This is a genomic window from Novosphingobium sp. ES2-1 (genome assembly GCF_015169775.1).
Taxonomy (GTDB): domain Bacteria; phylum Pseudomonadota; class Alphaproteobacteria; order Sphingomonadales; family Sphingomonadaceae; genus Novosphingobium; species Novosphingobium subterraneum.
Map to the genome: position 1 here is coordinate 3,023,873 of NZ_CP063445.1, position 19,755 is coordinate 3,043,627.

At 64.4% G+C, this 19,755-nt stretch carries 18 protein-coding genes; 7 read left to right on the forward strand and 11 right to left on the reverse strand.

Going from position 1 to position 19,755, the window contains the following annotated elements:
• Positions 1–47: 47 nt before the first annotated feature.
• Both groL and IM701_RS14780 read left to right on the forward strand, forming a co-directional pair.
• Positions 48–1,691, forward strand: a complete 1,644-nt coding sequence (gene groL, locus IM701_RS14775; protein WP_039337840.1) for a chaperonin GroEL — start codon at positions 48–50, stop codon at positions 1,689–1,691.
• 165 nt (positions 1,692–1,856) lie between these two features.
• Complete coding sequence (locus IM701_RS14780) at positions 1,857–3,548, forward strand: ATP-binding protein (protein WP_230487726.1); 1,692 nt, start codon at positions 1,857–1,859, stop codon at positions 3,546–3,548.
• On the opposite strand, the gene IM701_RS14785 is transcribed toward IM701_RS14780, so the two are convergent.
• The 6 genes from IM701_RS14785 to IM701_RS14810 all read right to left on the reverse strand — a co-directional run bounded on the left by IM701_RS14785 (position 3,535) and on the right by IM701_RS14810 (position 10,725).
• Positions 3,535–4,071 carry a GNAT family N-acetyltransferase gene (locus tag IM701_RS14785; protein ID WP_230487727.1) on the reverse strand — a complete coding sequence of 179 codons (537 nt, stop codon included), beginning with the start codon at positions 4,069–4,071 and terminating at the stop codon, positions 3,535–3,537. The genes IM701_RS14780 and IM701_RS14785 overlap by 14 nt on opposite strands.
• Positions 4,068–5,273 carry a DUF445 domain-containing protein gene (locus IM701_RS14790; RefSeq protein ID WP_193828475.1) on the reverse strand — a complete coding sequence of 402 codons (1,206 nt, stop codon included), beginning with the start codon at positions 5,271–5,273 and terminating at the stop codon, positions 4,068–4,070. The genes IM701_RS14785 and IM701_RS14790 overlap by 4 nt, the downstream gene beginning before the upstream one ends.
• Positions 5,274–5,380: 107 nt before the next feature.
• Positions 5,381–8,578 (reverse strand): efflux RND transporter permease subunit, encoded by a 3,198-nt coding sequence (locus tag IM701_RS14795; protein WP_039337838.1) that lies wholly within the window; start codon positions 8,576–8,578, stop codon positions 5,381–5,383.
• Positions 8,579–8,587: 9 nt separating this feature from the next.
• Positions 8,588–9,760, reverse strand: coding sequence for an efflux RND transporter periplasmic adaptor subunit (locus IM701_RS14800; RefSeq protein ID WP_039337837.1), 1,173 nt, complete (start codon positions 9,758–9,760; stop codon positions 8,588–8,590).
• Between the two features lie 331 nt (positions 9,761–10,091).
• Entirely contained in the window at positions 10,092–10,391 is a 300-nt protein-coding gene (locus tag IM701_RS14805; protein ID WP_039337836.1) for a DUF1153 domain-containing protein, read from the reverse strand.
• A 1-nt stretch (position 10,392) separates the two neighbouring features.
• On the reverse strand, positions 10,393–10,725 hold the full coding sequence (locus tag IM701_RS14810; protein ID WP_193827344.1) for a hypothetical protein: 333 nt from the start codon (positions 10,723–10,725) through the stop codon (positions 10,393–10,395).
• 136 nt (positions 10,726–10,861) lie between these two features.
• On the opposite strand from IM701_RS14810, the gene mnmA reads away from it, so the two are divergent.
• A complete protein-coding gene (mnmA, locus tag IM701_RS14815) occupies positions 10,862–12,013 on the forward strand; it encodes a tRNA 2-thiouridine(34) synthase MnmA (protein WP_193827345.1) in 1,152 nt (383 codons plus the stop codon).
• A gap of 18 nt (positions 12,014–12,031) precedes the next feature.
• On the opposite strand, the gene IM701_RS14820 is transcribed toward mnmA, so the two are convergent.
• Positions 12,032–12,403 (reverse strand): hypothetical protein, encoded by a 372-nt coding sequence (locus IM701_RS14820; RefSeq protein WP_193827346.1) that lies wholly within the window; start codon positions 12,401–12,403, stop codon positions 12,032–12,034.
• A 32-nt stretch (positions 12,404–12,435) separates the two neighbouring features.
• On the opposite strand from IM701_RS14820, the gene IM701_RS14825 reads away from it, so the two are divergent.
• Complete coding sequence (locus tag IM701_RS14825; protein WP_193827347.1) at positions 12,436–13,560, forward strand: serine hydrolase; 1,125 nt, start codon at positions 12,436–12,438, stop codon at positions 13,558–13,560.
• A gap of 4 nt (positions 13,561–13,564) precedes the next feature.
• On the opposite strand, the gene IM701_RS14830 is transcribed toward IM701_RS14825, so the two are convergent.
• From IM701_RS14830 to pdxH, 3 genes are read right to left on the reverse strand one after another with little or no spacing between them, the layout of a single operon-like run.
• On the reverse strand, positions 13,565–14,380 hold the full coding sequence (locus IM701_RS14830; protein ID WP_230487728.1) for a PhzF family phenazine biosynthesis protein: 816 nt from the start codon (positions 14,378–14,380) through the stop codon (positions 13,565–13,567).
• A gap of 10 nt (positions 14,381–14,390) precedes the next feature.
• Positions 14,391–15,368 carry a cation diffusion facilitator family transporter gene (locus IM701_RS14835; protein ID WP_039337833.1) on the reverse strand — a complete coding sequence of 326 codons (978 nt, stop codon included), beginning with the start codon at positions 15,366–15,368 and terminating at the stop codon, positions 14,391–14,393.
• Between the two features lie 10 nt (positions 15,369–15,378).
• Positions 15,379–15,990 (reverse strand): pyridoxamine 5'-phosphate oxidase, encoded by a 612-nt coding sequence (gene pdxH, locus IM701_RS14840; RefSeq protein ID WP_062343477.1) that lies wholly within the window; start codon positions 15,988–15,990, stop codon positions 15,379–15,381.
• A 222-nt stretch (positions 15,991–16,212) separates the two neighbouring features.
• Between pdxH and IM701_RS14845 the strand changes: the two genes are divergently transcribed.
• The 3 genes from IM701_RS14845 to fabI are packed head-to-tail and all read left to right on the forward strand — an operon-like array spanning position 16,213 to position 19,010.
• The gene (locus IM701_RS14845; protein WP_193827349.1) at positions 16,213–17,163 is read left to right on the forward strand and encodes a DnaJ C-terminal domain-containing protein; all 951 of its coding nucleotides are present in this window, start codon (positions 16,213–16,215) and stop codon (positions 17,161–17,163) included.
• A 48-nt stretch (positions 17,164–17,211) separates the two neighbouring features.
• Positions 17,212–18,210: a YihY/virulence factor BrkB family protein gene (locus IM701_RS14850; protein WP_193828476.1), complete on the forward strand. Its 999-nt coding sequence runs from the start codon at positions 17,212–17,214 to the stop codon at positions 18,208–18,210.
• Complete coding sequence (fabI, locus tag IM701_RS14855; protein ID WP_039337829.1) at positions 18,207–19,010, forward strand: enoyl-ACP reductase FabI; 804 nt, start codon at positions 18,207–18,209, stop codon at positions 19,008–19,010. The genes IM701_RS14850 and fabI overlap by 4 nt, the downstream gene beginning before the upstream one ends.
• Before the next feature lie 150 nt (positions 19,011–19,160).
• On the opposite strand, the gene IM701_RS14860 is transcribed toward fabI, so the two are convergent.
• Entirely contained in the window at positions 19,161–19,733 is a 573-nt protein-coding gene (locus IM701_RS14860) for a hypothetical protein (RefSeq protein WP_370584332.1), read from the reverse strand.
• Positions 19,734–19,755: the final 22 nt, after the last annotated feature.

Genomic DNA, 19,755 nt, shown 5'->3' on the forward strand with positions numbered 1-19,755 from the left:
ACCCCGGATTTCCTGAATCAACTCAAAGACATTCAAAGGAACGAGAAATGGCTGCCAAGGACGTACGCTTTTCGCGCGACGCTCGTGAACGCATTCTGCGCGGCGTCGACATCCTCGCCGACGCGGTGAAGGTCACGCTGGGCCCCAAGGGCCGCAACGTCGTGATCGACAAGAGCTTCGGCGCGCCCCGCATCACCAAGGACGGTGTTTCGGTCGCCAAGGAAATCGAACTCAAGGACAAGTTCGAGAACATGGGCGCCCAGATGCTGCGCGAAGTGGCCTCGAAGGCCAATGACGCAGCCGGTGACGGCACCACCACCGCGACCGTTCTTGCCCAGGCGATCGTTCGCGAAGGCATGACCGCGGTTGCTGCGGGCATGAACCCGATGGACCTCAAGCGCGGCATCGACATCGCCGTCGGCAAGGTCGTCGAGAACCTCAAGGCGCGTTCGACCCCGGTCGCAGGCTCGGCCGAAATCGCCCAGGTCGGCATCATCTCGGCCAACGGTGACACCGAAGTCGGCCAGAAGATCGCCGAGGCGATGGAAAAGGTCGGCAAGGAAGGCGTGATCACCGTGGAAGAGGCCAAGGGCCTCGAATTCGAACTCGATGTCGTCGAAGGCATGCAGTTCGACCGCGGCTACCTCTCGCCCTACTTCATCACCAACCCGGAAAAGATGACGGTCGAGCTCGAGAACCCGTACATCCTGATCCACGAGAAGAAGCTCTCGTCGCTCCAGGCGATGCTGCCGATCCTCGAAGCGGTTGTGCAGTCGGGCCGCCCGCTGCTGATCATCGCCGAAGACATCGAAGGCGAAGCGCTGGCGACCCTCGTCGTCAACAAGCTGCGCGGTGGCCTCAAGATCGCCGCCGTCAAGGCTCCGGGCTTCGGTGACCGTCGCAAGGCCATGCTGGGCGACATCGCCACGCTGACCGCCGGCGAAATGATCTCCGAAGACCTCGGCATCAAGCTGGAGAGCGTCACGCTCGCCATGCTCGGCCAGGCCAAGAAGGTCACCATCGACAAGGACAACACCACGATTGTCGACGGTGCCGGTTCGGCCGAAGAGATCAAGGCCCGCGTCGAGCAGATCCGTGCGCAGATCGAAGTCACCACTTCGGACTACGACCGTGAGAAGCTGCAGGAGCGTCTGGCCAAGCTTGCTGGCGGCGTTGCCGTCATCAAGGTCGGCGGTGCGACCGAAGTCGAAGTGAAGGAGCGCAAGGACCGCGTCGACGACGCTCTCCACGCCACCCGCGCTGCGGTTGAGGAAGGCATCGTTTCGGGCGGCGGTACCGCGCTGCTCTATGCGACCAAGGCTCTCGACGGCCTCAAGGGCGCCAACGACGACCAGACCAAGGGCATCGACATCGTGCGCCGCGCGATCCAGGCCCCGATCCGTCAGATCGCTGCAAACGCGGGTCACGACGGTGCTGTCGTCGCCGGCAACCTGCTGCGCGAGAACGACGAGAACCAGGGCTTCAACGCCGCGACCGACACCTATGAGAACCTCAAGGCTGCCGGCGTGATCGACCCGACCAAGGTCGTGCGCACTGCCCTGCAGGACGCTGCCTCGGTCTCGGGCCTGCTGATCACCACCGAAGCGGCGATCAGCGAGAAGCCGGACGACAAGCCCGCGATGCCGCCGATGGGCGGTGGCATGGGCGGCATGGGCGGCATGGACTTCTAAGTCCACGCCTGTTCAAGCTGACACGAATTGGGCCGGAAGGAGCAATCCTTCCGGCCTTTTTCGTATTCCCGCCCCTTTTGGCAGGACGCGGGAACAAGCTGCGATGAACTGCGTTTGGCATGCGATGGACTGCGCCCAATCCTGCTCGCCTGAATCGATCCATCCGTGAAAGACGGCGTCGCCGTAGCGGATCCGTCTTTCCGCGCGCCCGCTGTCGGCCATGAGATCTATCGCATCCTGTTCGAGAACATGGACGATGGCTTTTGCGTCATCAAGTTCCTCGATGGGCCCCACGGCCCCCTCAGTGACTATGTCCACGTCCTCGCCAACCCAGCTTACGAACGGCACACCGGAATTCCGAACGTGGTCGGGCAGCACTTGCGCGACATGGTGCCTGACGAGGCCGATGACTGGATCGCCTTCTACGGCAAGGTGCTGCACACGGGCGAGCCAATCCGGTTCCGCAACGAATTGGTCGCAACCAACCGCCACCTCGAGGTTTCGTCGTTCCGCATCGGCACGTTCGAGGATCGGCTGGTCGCGGTCCTGTTCAAGGACGTGACCGAGAGGGTCCGGGCCGAAGGCGCCTTGCACCAGCTCAATGAAACGCTCGAACAGCGGATTGCCGATGCGCTCGCGCAGCGTGAGCAGGCCGAGAACGCCCTGCGCCAGGCGCAGAAAATGGAAGCGGTGGGCCAGTTGACCGGTGGCCTCGCGCACGATTTCAACAACCTCCTGGCAGGTATAACCGGCGCGTTCGAGCTGGTAGGCCGACGCGTGAACCAAGGCCGCAGTGACGAGGTGCCACGCTATGTCGAAGCAGGGCTTGGCGCCGCACAACGCGCTGCAGCACTGACCCACAGGTTGCTTGCGTTTTCCCGTCGCCAGACCCTGTCGCCGCGGGCAACGCATGCCAATCGCCTCATCGAAGACTTCATCGAACTCGTCCGGCGCACCATGGGGCCGCAGATCGCCGTGCAGACTGATCTCGATCCTGCACTCTGGCTCGCGCTGGTAGACGCCAACCAGCTCGAGAACGCACTGCTCAATCTGTGCATCAATGCCCGCGACGCGATGCCGGACGGCGGCACGCTTGCCATCTCGACGCTCAATCTCGCGCTGGACGAGGACGATGCGCGAAGCCGCGGTCTTCCATCCGGTGACTACATGACGATCACCGTGTCCGACTCCGGCGTGGGCATTGCCGACGAAGATCTCGACCGCGTGTTCGAACCCTTCTTCACGACCAAGCCCACGGGCAAGGGAACAGGCCTGGGCCTGTCAATGGTCTACGGCTTTGCACGCCAGAGCAACGGCATTGTCCGGATCCGTTCAACGCAGGGCGTGGGCACGCAAGTGCGGATCTACCTGCCGAGGCACGATGCTGCGCTCGAAGATGTCGTGGAGCACGCAGACATCCGTGGCCTCGATACGCCGCCCGATGCCACCGTGCTGGTCGTGGACGACGAACCTACCGTGCGCATGATGATGCTCGACGCGCTGGCCATGATCGGCATGCGCTGCATCGAAGCTGCCGATGGCGCAGCGGCGCTCGCCGTGCTTGATCGCTACCCCGATATCGATCTGCTTGTCACCGACGTGGGCCTGCCAGGCGGACTCAACGGCCGACAGGTTGCCGACGAGGCGCGCCGCCGCTTGCCGGATCTCGGCGTGCTGTTCGTGACAGGTTACGCCGACAGCGTAGTGCTGCAGAACGATGCCCGTCTGGAGGATCGAACCGCGGTCCTGACCAAGCCCTTCCCGATCGAGGAACTCCAGCGACAGGCCGCGCGCCTGCTCGCCGGCAATCTAGCCGATCCCTCTGCGGTGCCGTTTCCCGCAGTCAGCTCTCTATGACCCGCTCGTAAAGGTCGACAGCCGCTTCGTCCTCGAAGATATGTTCGTCATAACGAACGAAGCCAAGACGCTCGGCCAGTCGCACGGACGAATGGTTCTCAGGCTCGATCATGCAAGCGATGCGGCGCGGCTTGTGAGTGCGGTCGAACCAGTCCAGCGCCGCCTCCATGCCTTCTCTTGCATAGCCACGGCCCCAGAAGGGCCGCGCCACGATCCACCCTGCCTCGACCACGTCATCAAGCCCCTTGCCGAAGCCGCGCAGTGAATGGAACAGGCCCATTTGCCCGACGAAGGCATTGCTGCCCTTCTCGTGCACGAGAAACATGCCGTAACCGTACAGTTGCCATGAGCCAGCGCCGCGCAGGGCACGCGAAAACATGTCTGTGGTAGGGTCTTCCGGCCGAGGCCCGAGGAAGCGATGTACTTCGGGATCGGCGACAAGATCGCGCAGGAGAAGATAATCGTCGCGACCCGGCACTCTGAGGATCAGCCGATCCGTCTCAAACTGCGGCAGCGCGTTCACAACATTACGTCCATCGCATGCAACACGAGGCCAACGAGTCCACCGACCAAGGTGCCGTTTATGCGGATGAACTGCAGATCCCGGCCGACCGCCCCCTCGATGCGATCAGTAACGGTGCGGGCGTCCCACCGCTTCACGGTTTCGGACACGAGCCGCACGATCTGCGCGCCGTAGCGCGTCGACACGCCGACCAGCGTCCGCCGGGCAAAGCGATTGACCACCTTCTGCAGTCGCACATCGCGCTGCAGCGCATTGCCAAGCTCGGCAAGGCTTGCCCCCAACTGGCCGCCCAGCGCGCCGCGCGGGTTGCGGACGACCTGCAGGAGGCGCATCCTGCCACGTTCCCACAATCCGTCCAGCCACCGGCCGAATGCGGGATTGGCCAGCACCTCGTGCTTCATCCGTTCGACCTTCGCGCGCATATTGGCGTCGTTCACCAGATCGTCGGCAAGCGTTGCCAGACCTTCCTCGATCTTGCGGCGCAACGGGTGGTCGGGGACGACCAGCGTTTCAGCCAGAAGCTTGTAAAGGCCATCGAGGATGGCATTCGCCAGCTTTTCATCAAGGCCTGTCCAGCGCAGGATCGTGTTGGCGCGCTCGTGAATGGTTGACTGGATGAGAGGCTCGTTTGCCTCGATCGTCTCTGCAGCCTTGCGGATCAGGCTTTCGATGACCGGCATGTGCCGCCCATCGGCGATTGCCGCGCCCAGCAGCTGGCCCAGCAATGGCGCCAGTTCCAGCTTCTCCAGCTGCGTCCGCAACGCGCCTTTGGCTAGACCGCCAAGTTCATCGGGATCGAGCGATTCCAGCACATCGGCCAGCAACCCTGCCGCCCCATCGCGCAAGCGGCTTTCCCCCGTCCGCGGATCGGACAGAAACGCACCGGCGGCGGCGGCGGCGTTGACCGCCCCCATGCGGCGCGCGACAACCTGCGGAGTCAGGAAATTGGCCTGCAGGAACGATGCCATCGTATCGGCAATGCGGTCCTTGTTTTCGGGTATGATCGCCGTGTGCGGGATTGGCAGACCAAGCGGATGCCGGAACAGCGCGGTTACCGCAAACCAGTCCGCCAGGCCACCGACCATCGCCGCTTCGGCAAAGGCCCGGATGAAGCCGATTGCCGGATGCAGTCCCTCATACCGTCGGGTGGCAACATAGATCAGCGCCATCGCCACCAGCAGGCAGGTGGCGACGATACGCATCCGCCGGGCACGATCAACCACCATTGGCATTGCGCGCCCTCTACCGATGCGGACGGGTCCGCTGGGGTTCGAAGGCGCTGCTTCGACGGGCTGTTGCGATCTGGCGGTCACTCCGCCGGAAATGCCTCGTGCTGCGGTTCGTTCCGCGTGGCTGGTACAATCGGCTTGGCAACGGGCCTTGGTGCCGGCTCATGCCCGAGAACCTTGCGGGCGAGCCATGGCCCGACGCGCTTCTCGAGACCGTCGGCAAGGCTGAAGCCCGCCGGCACGATCAGCAGGGTCAAGGCCGTGGACAGCGTGAGCCCGCCGATCACCACGACGCCCATGGGAGCACGCCATCCACCATCGCCGCCGACCGAAACCGCGGTCGGGATCATGCCGGCCACCATGGCCACGGTGGTCATGATGATCGGCTGCGCACGCTTGTGCCCGGCTTCGGTAATGGCCTCGAGCTTGGCCTTCCCGGTGGCCATCTCCTCGATTGCGAAGTCGATCAGCAGGATCGAGTTCTTCGCCACGATGCCGAACAGCATGAGAATGCCGATGAACACGGGCAGAGACAGCGCCTGCCCCATCAGGCCGATCGCCAGCAAGCCGCCGAGCGGGGCGAGGAACAGCGACCCCATGTTCACCAGCGGCGAGATGAAGCGGTGGTAGAGCAGCACCAGTACCGAGAACACCAGCAAGATGCCCGAAGCGACGGCGATGACGAAATTGTACATCAGCTCGGCCTGGAACTTGTCTTCGCCTGCCGCAGTGTTGGAAACGCCCTGCGGCAGATTTCGCATTACGGGCAGCTTCGCGATGGCGTTCATTGCATCGCCCTTGACCACGCCCGGAGGCAAGTCCGCACCGACAAAGACGCGGCGGCTCTGGTTGTAGCGCTGGATCTGCGTCGGCCCCGAACCGAATTCGATCTCGGCCACGCGCGACAGCGGAACCGATCCACCCGAAGCGGTCGGAACCGGCAGGTTCTCCAGCGTCGAAAGGTCCCGGCGCGAGGCTTCCGGCAACTTCACACGGATCGGAACCTGACGATCGGACAGCGAGAACTTGGCGCTGTTCTGGTCGATTTCGCCCTGAGTCGCGATGCGGATCACCTGGCTCAGCGTCTGCGTTGTCACGCCGAGGCTCGCCGCAAGATCAAGCCTCGGCTTGATGATCACTTCAGGCCGGCGCAAGTCGGCACTGATGCGCGGTGCCACGACGAGCGGCAGCGTGCTCATCTGATCGACCAGCGTCTGTGCGGTCTTCTGCAGCAATTCTGGATCGGACCCGGCCAGCATGATGCTGATCGGTCGGCCCGAACCGCCACCGGGACCGCTCGGCCCCTGGGCCTGGAAGTTCGCCCGGATGTCCGAGATGGACTGCAATTGCGGGGTCAATTCGCGTTCGAAGACCAGACTGGTCCGTTCGCGGTCGGGCCGGAGGTTGACATAGATGTTGCCGCGCCCCTCCCGCACCGAGGCCAGCTGCGATTCCACCTCGGGCTGCTTGGCGAGCAGGTCGACGACCTCGCCCACCTTTCGCTCGGTCTGCTGCAAGGTTGTGCCCGGCACCATTTCGATGGTGACCGTGCTCGAATCGCTGTCGGCGTCGGGGAAGAACTGTGCCGGGATCGACATGAACATGACGATGGTCAGCACGAAGGCACCGGCCCCGATGCCCATCATCCACAACCGGTGGTCGCGCAAGCGCGCGCGGAAGCGGCGGCGCGGATGCTCGGCGCGGTAGGCCCTCGCCTTCGAGGTATCGAGCGACCAGCCCAGCACCTTCATGTACTTGTCCATCCACGGCCCGCTGCCGTGCTCCGCCTCGCCGTGCGCCTGCAGGAAATAGGCCGCGATCATCGGGGTGATCATGCGCGCGACCAGCAGCGAGAACAGGACCGAGATGACCACGGTCAGGCCGAAGTTCTTGAAGAACTGGCCGGATACGCCGGGCATGAGCGCCACGGGAAAGAACACGGCTACGATGGAGAACGTCGTCGCCACAACCGCGAGACCGATTTCGTCGGCGGCGTCGATCGCCGCCTGATAGGCGGTCTTGCCCATTCGCATGTGTCTGACGATATTCTCGATCTCGACGATCGCGTCATCGACCAGTACGCCCGCGACAAGCCCCAGCGCCAGAAGCGACATCTGGTTGAGCGTGAAGCCCATCAGGTCAAGGACCCAGAACGTGGGGATCGAAGACAGGGGAATGGCCAGCGCCGACACGATCGTCGCGCGCCAGTCCCTCAGGAACAGGAACACCACGACCACCGCCAGGACAGCGCCTTCGACCATCGCGTTCATCGACGAACGGTACTGATCCTTGGTCTGGATGACCGAGGTAAACAGGAGCTCGAAGTGGATCTTGCCGCCCTGCTCCTGCTTGATCTTCTCCATTTCCTTGAGCGCACCGTCATAGACGGACACGTCGGACTCCGCGCGCGCACGCGAAAACGAGAAGGTCACGACAGGCTTGCCGTTGAACTTCGCGATCGAGGTCAGTTCGCTGTAGGAATCGCTGACATCGGCAACGTCGGCCAAACGCACCGTGCGATTGCCGCTGAGGCTGATCTCGGTCTGCGACAGTTCGTACGCGGTCTTCGCATTGCCGAGGACGCGAACCGACTGGCGCGAGCCGGCCACTTCGGTCTTGCCGCCTGCCGCGTTGATGTTGACCTGGCGCAGCGCTGCATTGACCTGGCTTGCAGTGACCCCGAGGCTTGTCATCTTCATCGGATCGAGCGTGACGGCAATCTCGCGATTGACCCCGCCCGAACGGCTGACCTCGGCCATGCCGGGCACGGTCAGCAGGCGCTTGGCGATCGTATCGTCGATGAACCACGAGAGCTGCTCGATGGTCATGTCGTCCGCCGCAACCGCGAAGTAGGCAATCGGGTTGGATGAGGTCTCGACCTTGAACACCTGCGGCTCGAGGATGCCCTCGGGCAGGTCGGAACGGATCTGGTCGACCTTGTTCTTGACCTCGTTGACCGCGGCGTTGATGTCCTGGCCGATCTTGAACTGGACCTGCGTCTGGCTGCTGCCTTCGGAGGCAGTCGACGTCAGCGTGTCGACACCGGCGATCGATCGCACGGCCGATTCGACACGCTGCGTGATCTGGTTCTCGATCTCCGTCGGAGCAGCGCCGGGCTGGCTGATCTGCACGATGACGACCGGGAATTCGATGTCCGGGTTGTCCTGGACCTTCATCTGCATGAACGAGACGAGGCCAGCGAGCGTAAGCCCGAGGAACAGGACGATGGGTACGACCGGGTTGCGGATGCACCAGGCCGAGATGTTCTGGAAGTTCATCGCCAGCCCTTATTTCTGAACGACCGGCCGGACCTTGTCCCCCGGATTGAGGAAGCCGCCGGCCCGCAGCACCACCCGCTCGCGGCCCGAAAGGCCCTCGACGACGGCGATGCCCTTCGCACTGACCTGACCGGTCTTCACCGGGCGGCGAACCGCCTTGTCATCCTGGTCGATGACGAAGACGTAGGACCCCTTATCGTCGCTGAGGATGGCCGATTCCGGCAGAAGCGGCGCGTTCGTTGTCCCGGAAACCAGCGTTGCGGTGGCAAAGCCGCCGGGGCGCAGGACCTTGTCGTAGGCAAGGGCAATGCGCGCGATCCCTTCGCGACTTGTCTGGTCGATCGTCGGCGAGAGTTGCCAGACCTGACCCGAGAACTTGCGGTCGGTGCCGACAGGCGTGACTTCCGCGCTCGCGCCCACCGCAAGACGCGCAAGGTCGGATTCCGAAAGGCGAGCCTGCATTTCCATCTGCCCGTCACGCGCCATGGAAAACAGAACGCCAGAACCCGGGGTGACGATCTGGCCCGGTTCGGCCGCGCGTGTCAGCACAAGGCCTGCCGCCGGCGCGACGATGTTCAGACGCGCAGCGCGGGCACCGAGTTCGCCAAGGCTGGCCCTTGCCACCCGCACCCGTGCATTGGCGGCATCGCGGGTGGCGGTGAGCCGGTCGATGTCTGCCTTTGAGATAAATCCGCGCTCCACCAGCTTCAGCGCACGATCGAGGTTGGCCTGTGCCAGCCGGGCATCGGCGGCGGCCACTTCGACATTGGCGGCCTGGCTCGCGATCTGCTGGCCCTGGACCGACCGGTCGATCACAGCGAGAACCTGGCCCGCACGGACCCAGTCGCCCGCATCCACCAGCACCTGCACGATCTGCCCGCCTTCCCCGGCAACCCCGACCGGCATCTCGCGCCGCGCGGCAATCGTGCCGCTGGCCGTGATGGTTCCAGCGATGGTGGTGGTACCGGGCACCACGACGGTCACGACCTGCGCCTGCGATTCCTGCGCATCGGCAGCGGCATTGCCATCGCCCCGGTGCATGAGAAACCACGCTGCTGCCAGAACCGCCAGAACCGCTGCACCGATGATCCAGATGCGTCGGGACGACAGCCGACCATCGCCCTCTCCGTCAAAAGCGGGCGAGACGGTATTGTCGGCGTTGATCGTCGTTTCGTAGTTCATGTTCGTCAATGCCTTCGTCCCGCGGCGGGGCGAGGGCAGGCCCCTTGAAATTCGAGTAGGTGTGTTACATTCATAACGCACTTGCCGCAAGCATGCGGCACCGCCGTATGGCAGGTCATTGCATTGCAATAGCTACCCTTCCGACGAGGCGCAATTCCGTCTCGACGAAGGACTTATGCCGAAATGGACACCGTGTCTTTCTTGCACCTGTAACTTTTTGTAACCCGCCGGATACCTTTGCAGTGCAAGCGAACAACCGAACAGATGCCCCAAAGAACAACGGCCGCCTCCCGAAGGAAGCGGCCGCCGCGGATGGAGCTGGTTGTTGCGATCAATACTTGAGCTGTCGCTCGTACAGATCGCGATAATGCTGGATACGGGTCACGCGCAGGCCCTGCATGCCCGAGCGGTCGACCGCGCGCTGCCACGAGGCGAACTCCTCGAGCGTGAGGTTGTAGCGCTCGCAGACCTCGTCGATGGTCAGGAGCCCGCCGTTCACTGCCGCTACGACTTCCGCCTTCCGCCGGACCACCCAGCGCGTGGTGTTGGCAGGCGGCAGACTGTCGAGCGTCAGGGGTTCGCCGAGCGGGCCGATGACTTGTGCCGGACGGATTTTCTGGTTCTCGATCATGTCAGTCTCGTGCTTCGGCGCGGCCTTGCCGCGTCACGGTCATATCGGCGGCGAATGTGCCCAGTCCTGCTTTGCCATTCGCTGAAGACTTAGGGTTAACGACCCGTTCATGCGGTGGATTGCCCCATACGTTCGACGCAATGAAGGCGGCGGTGAGTCTGTGGAAACTGCCACCTTCCTCGGCGAGCCCATCTTCGCCTTCCTCACACATCGATCGGCGCAGATCCTGCGTTGCGGCGATGCGGGCGCACAGCCCGTGCCACGACAGCGGACGCAACCCGGACCCGGCTGTCGAAACCGTATCGCCGCCGAAAAACGCCGCATGATCGTTCAAACTCATATCCATCGCGGTGCTTCTAGGCGCGAGATGGCTAAGGTCCGGTAAAGGGGCCGTTTAATTGTTGTTTATCTTGTGACGGTCCGAATCCGTGTTCCTGCCGCACGCTTTGCGCTGCGGCGCCAAACCGACTATGGCGCGCCTCATGCTCGACACGGCAACACTTCCAGACCTCTTCGACCTGCCGCAACCGGTCAAGGCGCGGCGCATCGTCGTTGCCATGTCCGGCGGCGTCGACAGTTCGGTCGTGGCGGGAATTGCTGCGGCAAGCGGGGCCGAAGTGATCGGCATTACCCTGCAACTTTACGATTATGGCGCGGCGACCGGGCGCAAGGGCGCATGCTGCGCCGGTGACGACATCCGCGATGCACGTGCCGTGGCCGACCGCTTGGGCATCGCCCATTACGTCTTCGACCACGAATCCAGCTTCCGCGAGGAAGTCGTCGAGCGCTTTGCCGATGATTATCTCAACGGTCGGACTCCGATTCCCTGCGTTCGCTGCAACATGGGACCGAAGTTTACCGATCTTCTGGCGATGGCCCGCGAATTGGGTGCAGATTGCCTGGCGACCGGTCACTACGTGCGCCGCGTGGTCGATGGCGACGGCCCCGAACTCCACCGTGCGTTCGATCCGGCGCGCGACCAGTCCTACTTTCTCTATGGCACGACCGAGGCCCAGCTCGATTTCCTGCGTTTCCCGCTGGGCGGCCTGCCGAAGACCGAAACGCGCCGCATCGCCGAGGACATGGGCCTCGTCGTCGCCGCCAAGCCCGACAGCCAGGACATCTGCTTCGTGCCGGATGGCGACTATGCGAAGATCGTGCGGTCGGTCCGGCCCGAAGGCGACGCGCCCGGCGAGATCGTCCATGCTGCCAGTGGCGAAGTGCTCGGGCACCATCGCGGCATCATCCACTATACCGTGGGCCAGCGGCGGGGCCTCGAGATCGGCGGACAGCCCGAACCGCTCTACGTGATCGGTCTCGATGCGCCGCAGCGCCGCGTGCTGGTGGGGCCGCGTCCGATGCTGGCAGTCAGCCGCGCGAAGATCACGGAAACCAACCGCATCGGCCCGCTCCCGGCGGGACCGCTGACGGCAAAGGTGCGCTCGCTGGCAAAGCCCGTACCGGTCGAACTGGAAGGTCCGTTCGGCGAAGGCGCCAGCGCAACGATCCGCTTCATGCAGCCCGAGTACGGCGTCGCTCCGGGGCAGGCCGCTGTGCTCTATGCGGGCGAGCGGGTGGTCGGCGGCGGCTGGATCGATTCGACCGAGCGTTGGGACGCCTGAAGCTTCAATTCTTGCGCCCTATTTCTTCCACGGCTCAAGCACGCAGCCCGGCCCCTTGCGATAGGTTGCGGTCTGGCTGAACAGCAGGGCGAAGCGTGCTGTCACGCTCTTGGCCTCGGCATCCTCGCTCAGGGACACCAGTTCCATTCCCGGCTCGAAATCCTTGCGGCAATCCGACAGTTCGCGCCCGCCAACGAAGCGGCACGAACACGCCACGCGCGCGCCATAGCTTGCCCCGGTCGTCGCATAGTCGCGAATTGCGGTCCAGAACGTCGCCAGCACCGCAAGCAGCAAGGCCAGTGCGATCAGCAGCGCGCGCCAGCGCCAGCTGCGTCTGGGCGCGATCGTCAATGACGGAGCTGTGGGGGAACTTTGGTTGCCGGTTGCCATGACTGCCGATTCTGGTCGAAAGGACTGGCCCGATGGCCCGTCGCTCGCTCTCCCTTATCCTGACCCTTGCGCTGCTGCCAGCCGTGGCTGGCTGTTCGCGGGGGACGAATGAGGCCGAAGGGCCGCCGCCCGTCTCGGAAGAAGCCATGAAGGCGGTGGTCAAGGACCCCGGCACCGGTCGCGAAAAGCTGGCCCGCGCGGTCGACGCCCTGTTCGCGCCCGAGATGGGCGAGACGCGCGCTGTCATCGTGATGAAGAACGGTCGCATCGTCGCCGAGCGTTATGCCGAGGGCTATCACGAGAATACCCGCTTCGTCAGCTGGTCGATGGCCAAGTCGGTCACCGGCGTGATGATCGGGATGCTCGTGTCCGATGGGCGCCTGCGGCTGGACGAGACCGCGCCGGTCCCGGCGTGGCAGCGCCCCGGCGATCCGCGCGGCGAGATCACGCTTCGCCAGTTGCTGCAGATGCGGTCGGGTCTGCGCCATTCCGAAGCGATCGATCCGGTCTACGAATCCGACGAAGTGCGCATGCTGTTCCTCGACGGTCGCGACGACATGGCGCGCTATGCCGAGGACCAGCCGCTCGAAGCGGAGCCGGGCCGCAAGTTCGAATACTCTTCGGCGACCAGCGTGATCCTCGCCGATCTCGCAGCGCGCGTGCTCTCGCCCGCGCCGAACCCGGAGAATCGCCGTCAGGCCGTGGCCGATTACCTGCGCACCCGCCTGTTCGAACCGGCTGGCATGAAATCGATGCTGCCCGAATTCGACGCCGCGGGCACGCTGATCGGCGGTTCGCTGATCCACGGCACCGCGCGCGACTGGGCGAAGTTCGGCGAGTTCCTGCGCAACAAGGGCTCGGTCAAGGGCGCGCAGATCATCCCGCGGCAGTGGATCGAGTTCATGGTCACGCCCTCGCCACGAGAGGCGCAGTACGGCGCGCAGATCTGGCTCAACCGTACTCCGACGAACGGCGAGTCTTCGCTGTTTCCCGATCGCGGCCCGAAGGACCTGTTCGCCTGCATCGGCCATCTCGGCCAGTACGTGATCGTCAGCCCGAGCCGCGGGCTAACTGTGGTGCGCCTCGGCAAGACGCCGGACGAACAGCTGGCCCCGCTGGTGGACGGCCTGGCGGACGTTGTGGCGCTTTACCGCTGAGGCTTCACGGCAGGCGGAACAGCCCCTCGACCACGGTCACGCAATCGCCGCCCAGCAACACGCGATCACCTTCGAGGCGGCAGACGAAGTCCGCGCCGCGTGCCGAGGCCTGATGCGCCGAGAATGTCGCGCGCCCGAGCTTGCTTGCCCAGTACGGCGTGAGCGCAGCGTGGGCCGATCCGGTGGCGGCATCCTCGTCAATCCCGCCACCCGGCACGAACACGCGGCTGACGATGTCTGCGCCCGAGGCATGTCCGCTGCCCGCGGCGGTGGCGATGAACTGCGTGTCGCCGAACCGTAGCAGGGCCTTGAAATCCGGCGCGAGTGCGAGGACTTCGTCAGCCGTGGCGTAATGAAAGATGTTGTAGCCATCGCCCTGCCAGACGTCGATCGGCTTGCCCGGCCCGAGCAGAGGCACCGCATCGTCGAAAGCACCGGGAGCCGTGGGCACGGCCGGAAGCGAAAGCACGTAGCGATCGCCATCGCGCGCAACCTCGAGCACGCCGGCCTTGCGCGTCGAGAACGTGACACGGCCCCGCATCGGGTCCTGCGCCAGCACGACGTGCCCAGATGCCAGCGTAGCGTGGCCACACATCGCCACTTCGACAGCAGGGGTGAACCAGCGGAGCTCGAAATCGGCCATGCCGGTTTGATCGGGCACGAGGAAGGCGGTTTCGGCGAACATGTTCTCCGCGCCGATCGCCAGAAGCGTTGCATCGTCAGGCCAGGCATCGAGCATCATCACCGCCGCCTGATTGCCACCCAGGGCGCGGGCGGTGAAAGCATCGACGTGGAAGTAGGGAACTCGGGAATCGGTCACGCGGCTGTCCTCAAGTGTTCGGCGCACCCTGTGCGAGGATGGCCGGGCTGGTGCCATCGGGACCGGGGCTGAGCAGGTTCTCGGCGCCCATCATGTCCTCGTCGACCAGCCCTTCGGGGTCTGGGTGGATGAGGATCTCGACGCCGGGGAACTCCGCCATCAGCTTGTCCTCGATCTCGTCCATAACACGGTGCGCCTCGGTCACGGTCATGCGTCCGTCGACCCAGACGTGGAACTGGACGAAATCGCGGTTGCCGCTGGTGCGGGTGCGCAAGTCGTGCAGGCCCTTGAGCTCAGGGTGCTGGGCGACGACTTCGAGAAAACGTTCGCGCTTCTCGAGCGGCCATTCGTGGTCCATCAGCTGATCGACGGCTTCCTGCGATGCGCCCCACGCGCCCCACGCCAGCCATAGCGCGATGCCGAATGCGAACACCGCGTCGGCACCCTTGATGCCTACATAAGTGTCGAGCACCAGCGCAGCGATGACCGCGAGGTTGAGGAACAGGTCGGACTTGTAGTGCACATTGTCGGTGCTGATCGCCAGGCTGCCGGTCTGCCGGATGACGTGGCGCTGGTAGGCCAGCAGTGCCAGGGTCGCGCCGAGCGCGATGGTCGAGACAACGACGCCCGACTCCGCCTCGGCCACTTGCGCCTGCCCGAGGAACTGCCCGACCGCACGGAAGGCAAGGCCGATGGCCGAGATCGAGATCAGCACGACCTGGAACATCGCCGCCAGCGCTTCGGCCTTGCCATGCCCGAAGCGGTGGTTGTGGTCGTCAGGCTGCGAGGCGACCCACACGCCGAGCAGGGTGGCAAGGCTCGCCACCAGATCGAGCGCGGTATCGGCAAGGCTGCCGAGCATGGCGGTCGACCCGGTCGAGAGCACTGCCCACGCCTTCATGCCGACGAGAAGCACCGCCACCGAAATGCTGGCAAGCGCAGCCTTGCGGTTGAGGTCGGCGTGGGTGTCGGCGCGGGTCATGTCCATGGCGGGTGCCTTAGGGGTAAAGCAGGGTGCTGGTCCAGCCGCCTGCTCCGTCGGCCACGAAGCGGCGACGTTCGTGCAGGCGGTAATCGCGGTCTTGCCAGAACTCGATTGCGACAGGGGTTACGCGGTAGCCCGACCAGTGCGCCGGGCGCGGCACGTTGCCATCGGGATAGCGCTGCCGCAACGCATCGACCCGGTCGAGGTAGACCTGACGGTCCGGCAGCGGGCGCGACTGGTCCGATGCGGCCGAGCCAAGGCGCGATTCGGGATGGCGGCTGGCGAAATAGGCATCGGCCTCGGCAGCCGTGACTTCGGCAATCGAACCCTCGATGCGGATCTGGCGGCGCAGCGATTTCCAGTGGAACAGCAGCGCGACGTGGGGATTTGCCGCCAGTTCGCCGCCCTTGCGGCTGTGGAAGTTGGTGTAGAACACGAAGCCGTCCGGGCCGTGGCCCTTGAGCAGCACCATGCGCACCGAGGGATGGCCGTCGGGCGTAGATGTCGCCAGCGCCATGGCGTTGGGATCATTGGGCTCGCTGGCCTGCGCCTGAGCATACCACGATTCGAAGATCGCGAGCGGATCGGCATGGGGGATCGCGTCGGAAGTCTGTTCAGGTTGCACTGGAATTTCCTGAAAGGGGTTTACGGGGTTTACACAGTCCAGAGAAAACTTTCCGGCGGGGTTTTCTGAACGGCCGGGCTCCCTGCCTTCATGAGGTGTCTGGCATGGCGGGAGCGGTTTTCCATGACCGGGATCAATTGCATGGAGACCGGCCTACTCTTCTGCTGCGATGTAGGAAAGGCAACCTTGCGGGCAACGCTTGCAAATCCTAGCTAGAGTGCCATGGCCGATCCGTATTCCACCCTGGGGGTTCCGCGCAACGCAAGCGAGAAGGACATCAAGTCCGCCTATCGCAAGCTGGCCAAGGAACTGCACCCGGACACCAACAAGGACAACCCCAAGGCGGCGGAGCGCTTTTCCGAAGTGACCCGCGCCTATGACCTGCTGTCCGACAAGGACAAGCGGGCCAAGTTCGATCGTGGCGAGATCGACGCAGAAGGCAATCCGACCGGCCCGTTCGGCGGTGGCTTCGGCGGAGGCGGCGGCTTTCGCGGGCACCAGGGCGGTTTCCGCCATGACGGCGGCTTCGAAGGCGGCTTCGGCGGCGCCGAGGGAGTCGATATCGGCGACATCTTCGAAGGACTGTTCGGCGGTCGCGGCGGAATGGGTGGAATGGGTGGAATGGGTGGCGGGGCGCGCCGCGGTCCTCCGCCCAAGGGCGCCAATGTGAACTACCGCCTGCAGGTCTCGTTCGTCGATGCAGCGACGCGCGCCAACCAGCGCATCACCCTGTCGGACGGCAAGACCATCGACCTGAAGCTGCCTGCAGGGCTGGAGAGCGGCCAGCAGATGCGGCTGGGCGGCAAGGGCGAACCCGGCCCCGGCGGCAACGGCGACGCCATCGTCACTATCGAGATCGGCAGCCACCCCTTCTACGAACGCGATGGCGACAATATCCGGCTCGACCTGCCGATCAGCCTTGCCGAGGCGCTGAACGGAGCAAAGGTCAAGGTGCCGACAGTCGATGGCGCCGTCATGCTGACCGTGGCTCCGGGCAGTTCGAGTGGCAAGACGCTGCGCCTCAAGGGCAAGGGCTTCACCCGCAAGGATGGCACCCGCGGCGACCAGCTGGTGACGCTGCAGATCGACATTCCTGCCGATGACGGGGACCTGAAAGCACGTCTCGAGGGTTGGGCGGACATGCGCAACCTTCGTGACAAGCTTGGTGTCTGAGTGAACGCTCCCGGCCAGACCCCGCCGGGGCCCCGCCCGCTTGTCGACATGCCGGATCTTTCGCCCGAAGCACGGCGGCGCGAAGCGCTGCGCTGGCGCTCCGGACTTGCCGAGGCCCGCGAAAGACTGGGCCCGGGGAGCAGGGCCTGGGAAGTGATCAAGCGCGTGTGGACCGGCGTCTTCAATGACGGGTCGATCCATGCCGGCAATCTTGCCTACATGATCGTCATCGCGCTGTTCCCGTTCTTCATTACCGGGGCCGCGCTGTTCTCGTTTATCGGCGAGGCGAGCCAGCGCGCGGCCGCAATCGATACGGTGCTCATCGCCCTGCCTCCGGTCGTTGCGACGACCATCGAACCGGTTGCCCGCAGCGTGATCGAAGCGCGTACCGGCTGGCTCCTGTGGATCGGCGGAATCTTCGGCCTGTGGACAGTGGGCAGTCTGGTCGAGACGATCCGGGACATCCTGCGCCGCGCCTATGGCACGCGCTGGGAACATGCCTTCTGGCGATACCGGCTGGCATCGACCGGAATCACGCTGGCGTCGGTCGTCCTCATTCTCTTCGCCATTTTCGCACAGGTCCTGATCGGCGCTGCGCAGGAAGTGATCGAGGCATGGTTGCCGCAATTCGCAGATATCCTCGGCAGCCTGGCCCTTTCGCGCTTCATTCCCGCCGTGGTTCTTTATGGCGCGCTGTGGCTGCTGTTCATTTCGCTGACGCCCGGCGCCTATCGCGGGCGCGGCTACCCGAAATGGCCGGGGGCGCTGTTTGTCACGGGATGGTGGATCCTGGTCACGACGCTGCTGCCCACCGCGTTGCGCACGTTCTTTTCGTACGATCTCACCTACGGAAGCCTTGCCGGAGTGATGATCGCCCTTTTCTTTTTCTGGCTGGTGGGCTTAGGGATGGTGGTGGGGGCCGAACTCAACGCCGCACTTGCCGAAACACCGGAGGAGCGCGACATGCTGGGCCAGGCTGACAATCGCGCACGCGCATCGCGCACGAGCGCCGGGAACGAGATAAGAAGCGAGAACACTGACGCATGACTGGACTTATGCAAGGCAAGCGCGGCCTGATCATGGGCCTCGCCAATGACAAGTCGCTCGCCTGGGGCATTGCCAAGCAGCTTCACGAACACGGCGCAGAACTGGCCTTTTCCTACCAGGGCGAAGCGCTGGAGAAGCGCGTGCGCCCGCTGGCCGCGAGCCTTGGCAGCGATTTCCTGATCGAATGCGACGTGTCCGACATGGCCGCGCTCGACCAGACGTTCGAAACACTGAAGGCGAAGTGGCCGACGATCGACTTCATCGTCCACGCCATCGGCTATTCCGACAAGAACCAGCTGCGTGGAAAGTTCTACGACACCACGCTCGACAACTTCCTGATGACCATGAACATCTCGGCCTACAGCCTCGTGGCGGTGACCAAGCGGGCCATGGAGATGATGCCGAACGGCGGGTCGATCCTGACGCTGACCTATTACGGCGCGGAAAAAGTCGTGCCGCACTACAACGTGATGGGCGTGGCCAAGGCGGCGCTGGAAACCAGCGTGAAGTACCTCGCCAACGATTGCGGACCATCGGGCGTGCGCGTGAACGCGATTTCGGCCGGCCCGATCAAGACGCTGGCCGCCAGCGGCATCGGCGACTTCCGCTACATCCTCAAATGGAACGAACTGAACAGCCCGCTGCGCCGCAACGTGACGATCGAGGACGTGGGCGGTGCGGGCCTCTACCTGCTGTCCGACCTGTCATCGGGCGTGACTGGCGAGACGCATCACGTTGATGCCGGCTATCACACTGTCGGCATGAAGCAGGAAGACGCGCCGGATATTGCGCTGGGGTGAATTTACCGGCTGTCGCCGGTGCCCACCCCCTAACTCCTCCCGCCTGCGGGAGGGGAGAACAACGCAGCACGGCAACACGCCCTCCCGCAAGCGGGAGGGCCGCGAGACTTACGTCAGCGCAGCTGGCGTTAGTTGCAGCGGGGTGGGCTGTTACGGCTGCGCGGGTGCGGAAGTGGCCGGAGCCTGCTCGCCGGCTTGCTCCCGTTCGCGCTTCAGCCTTGCTTCGTATTCCTTCTCGATCTGCTCGACCCGCGCCTGTTCGGCGGCGGCATCGGCGTCGATGGTCTCGAGCCGCTTGGCGCGTTCTTCCTCGATCAGCTTGCCGAACTGGACATCGGAGCTATTCCTCTTCTCGGCATAGGCGCGGTCGATCAGGCGGGCAAGGCAGCCGGTGGCGCCGCCAGCGCCCACGGCCGAACACGAGTTGGTGCCGAAGTTGCCGACAGTCTCATAGGCGCGGACCTTCTGGCTCCACGCCTGGTTGACCGTGGCATTGGGGTTGTCGCGCAGCGCCTTGGGAATGCGGAAGCGTTCTTCCTCTTCCTTGCGCGCGCAGACGGTGATCGTGCTGCCTTCGGACTTGGGGCACGGATCGTCGCCATAGACGATCAGCTGGTTCACCTTCTCGCCCGAGGGATCGACCAGCGGCTGGTCCGCCTGGGCAAGCGCCGGAGCGGCAAAGGCGCTGGACAGCAGCAGGGCGGCAGGAATCAGGCGCTTCATCATGGGTCTCCGGTCAGGCTTG

What these genes read in the sequence shown, in the direction of transcription:
- groL (WP_039337840.1), top strand. Translation starts at nt 48, where the DNA reads ATGGCTGCCAAGGACGTACGCTTTTCGCGCGACGCTCGTGAACGCATT.
- IM701_RS14845 (WP_193827349.1), top strand. Translation starts at nt 16,213, where the DNA reads ATGGCCGATCCGTATTCCACCCTGGGGGTTCCGCGCAACGCAAGCGAG.
- IM701_RS14860 (WP_370584332.1), bottom strand. Translation starts at nt 19,733, where the DNA reads ATGAAGCGCCTGATTCCTGCCGCCCTGCTGCTGTCCAGCGCCTTTGCC.
- IM701_RS14795 (WP_039337838.1), bottom strand. Translation starts at nt 8,578, where the DNA reads ATGAACTTCCAGAACATCTCGGCCTGGTGCATCCGCAACCCGGTCGTA.
- IM701_RS14825 (WP_193827347.1), top strand. Translation starts at nt 12,436, where the DNA reads ATGGCCCGTCGCTCGCTCTCCCTTATCCTGACCCTTGCGCTGCTGCCA.
- IM701_RS14820 (WP_193827346.1), bottom strand. Translation starts at nt 12,403, where the DNA reads ATGGCAACCGGCAACCAAAGTTCCCCCACAGCTCCGTCATTGACGATC.
- IM701_RS14800 (WP_039337837.1), bottom strand. Translation starts at nt 9,760, where the DNA reads ATGAACTACGAAACGACGATCAACGCCGACAATACCGTCTCGCCCGCT.
- IM701_RS14835 (WP_039337833.1), bottom strand. Translation starts at nt 15,368, where the DNA reads ATGGACATGACCCGCGCCGACACCCACGCCGACCTCAACCGCAAGGCT.
- IM701_RS14850 (WP_193828476.1), top strand. Translation starts at nt 17,212, where the DNA reads ATGCCGGATCTTTCGCCCGAAGCACGGCGGCGCGAAGCGCTGCGCTGG.
- IM701_RS14805 (WP_039337836.1), bottom strand. Translation starts at nt 10,391, where the DNA reads ATGATCGAGAACCAGAAAATCCGTCCGGCACAAGTCATCGGCCCGCTC.
- fabI (WP_039337829.1), top strand. Translation starts at nt 18,207, where the DNA reads ATGACTGGACTTATGCAAGGCAAGCGCGGCCTGATCATGGGCCTCGCC.
- IM701_RS14790 (WP_193828475.1), bottom strand. Translation starts at nt 5,273, where the DNA reads ATGCGTATCGTCGCCACCTGCCTGCTGGTGGCGATGGCGCTGATCTAT.
- mnmA (WP_193827345.1), top strand. Translation starts at nt 10,862, where the DNA reads ATGGCGCGCCTCATGCTCGACACGGCAACACTTCCAGACCTCTTCGAC.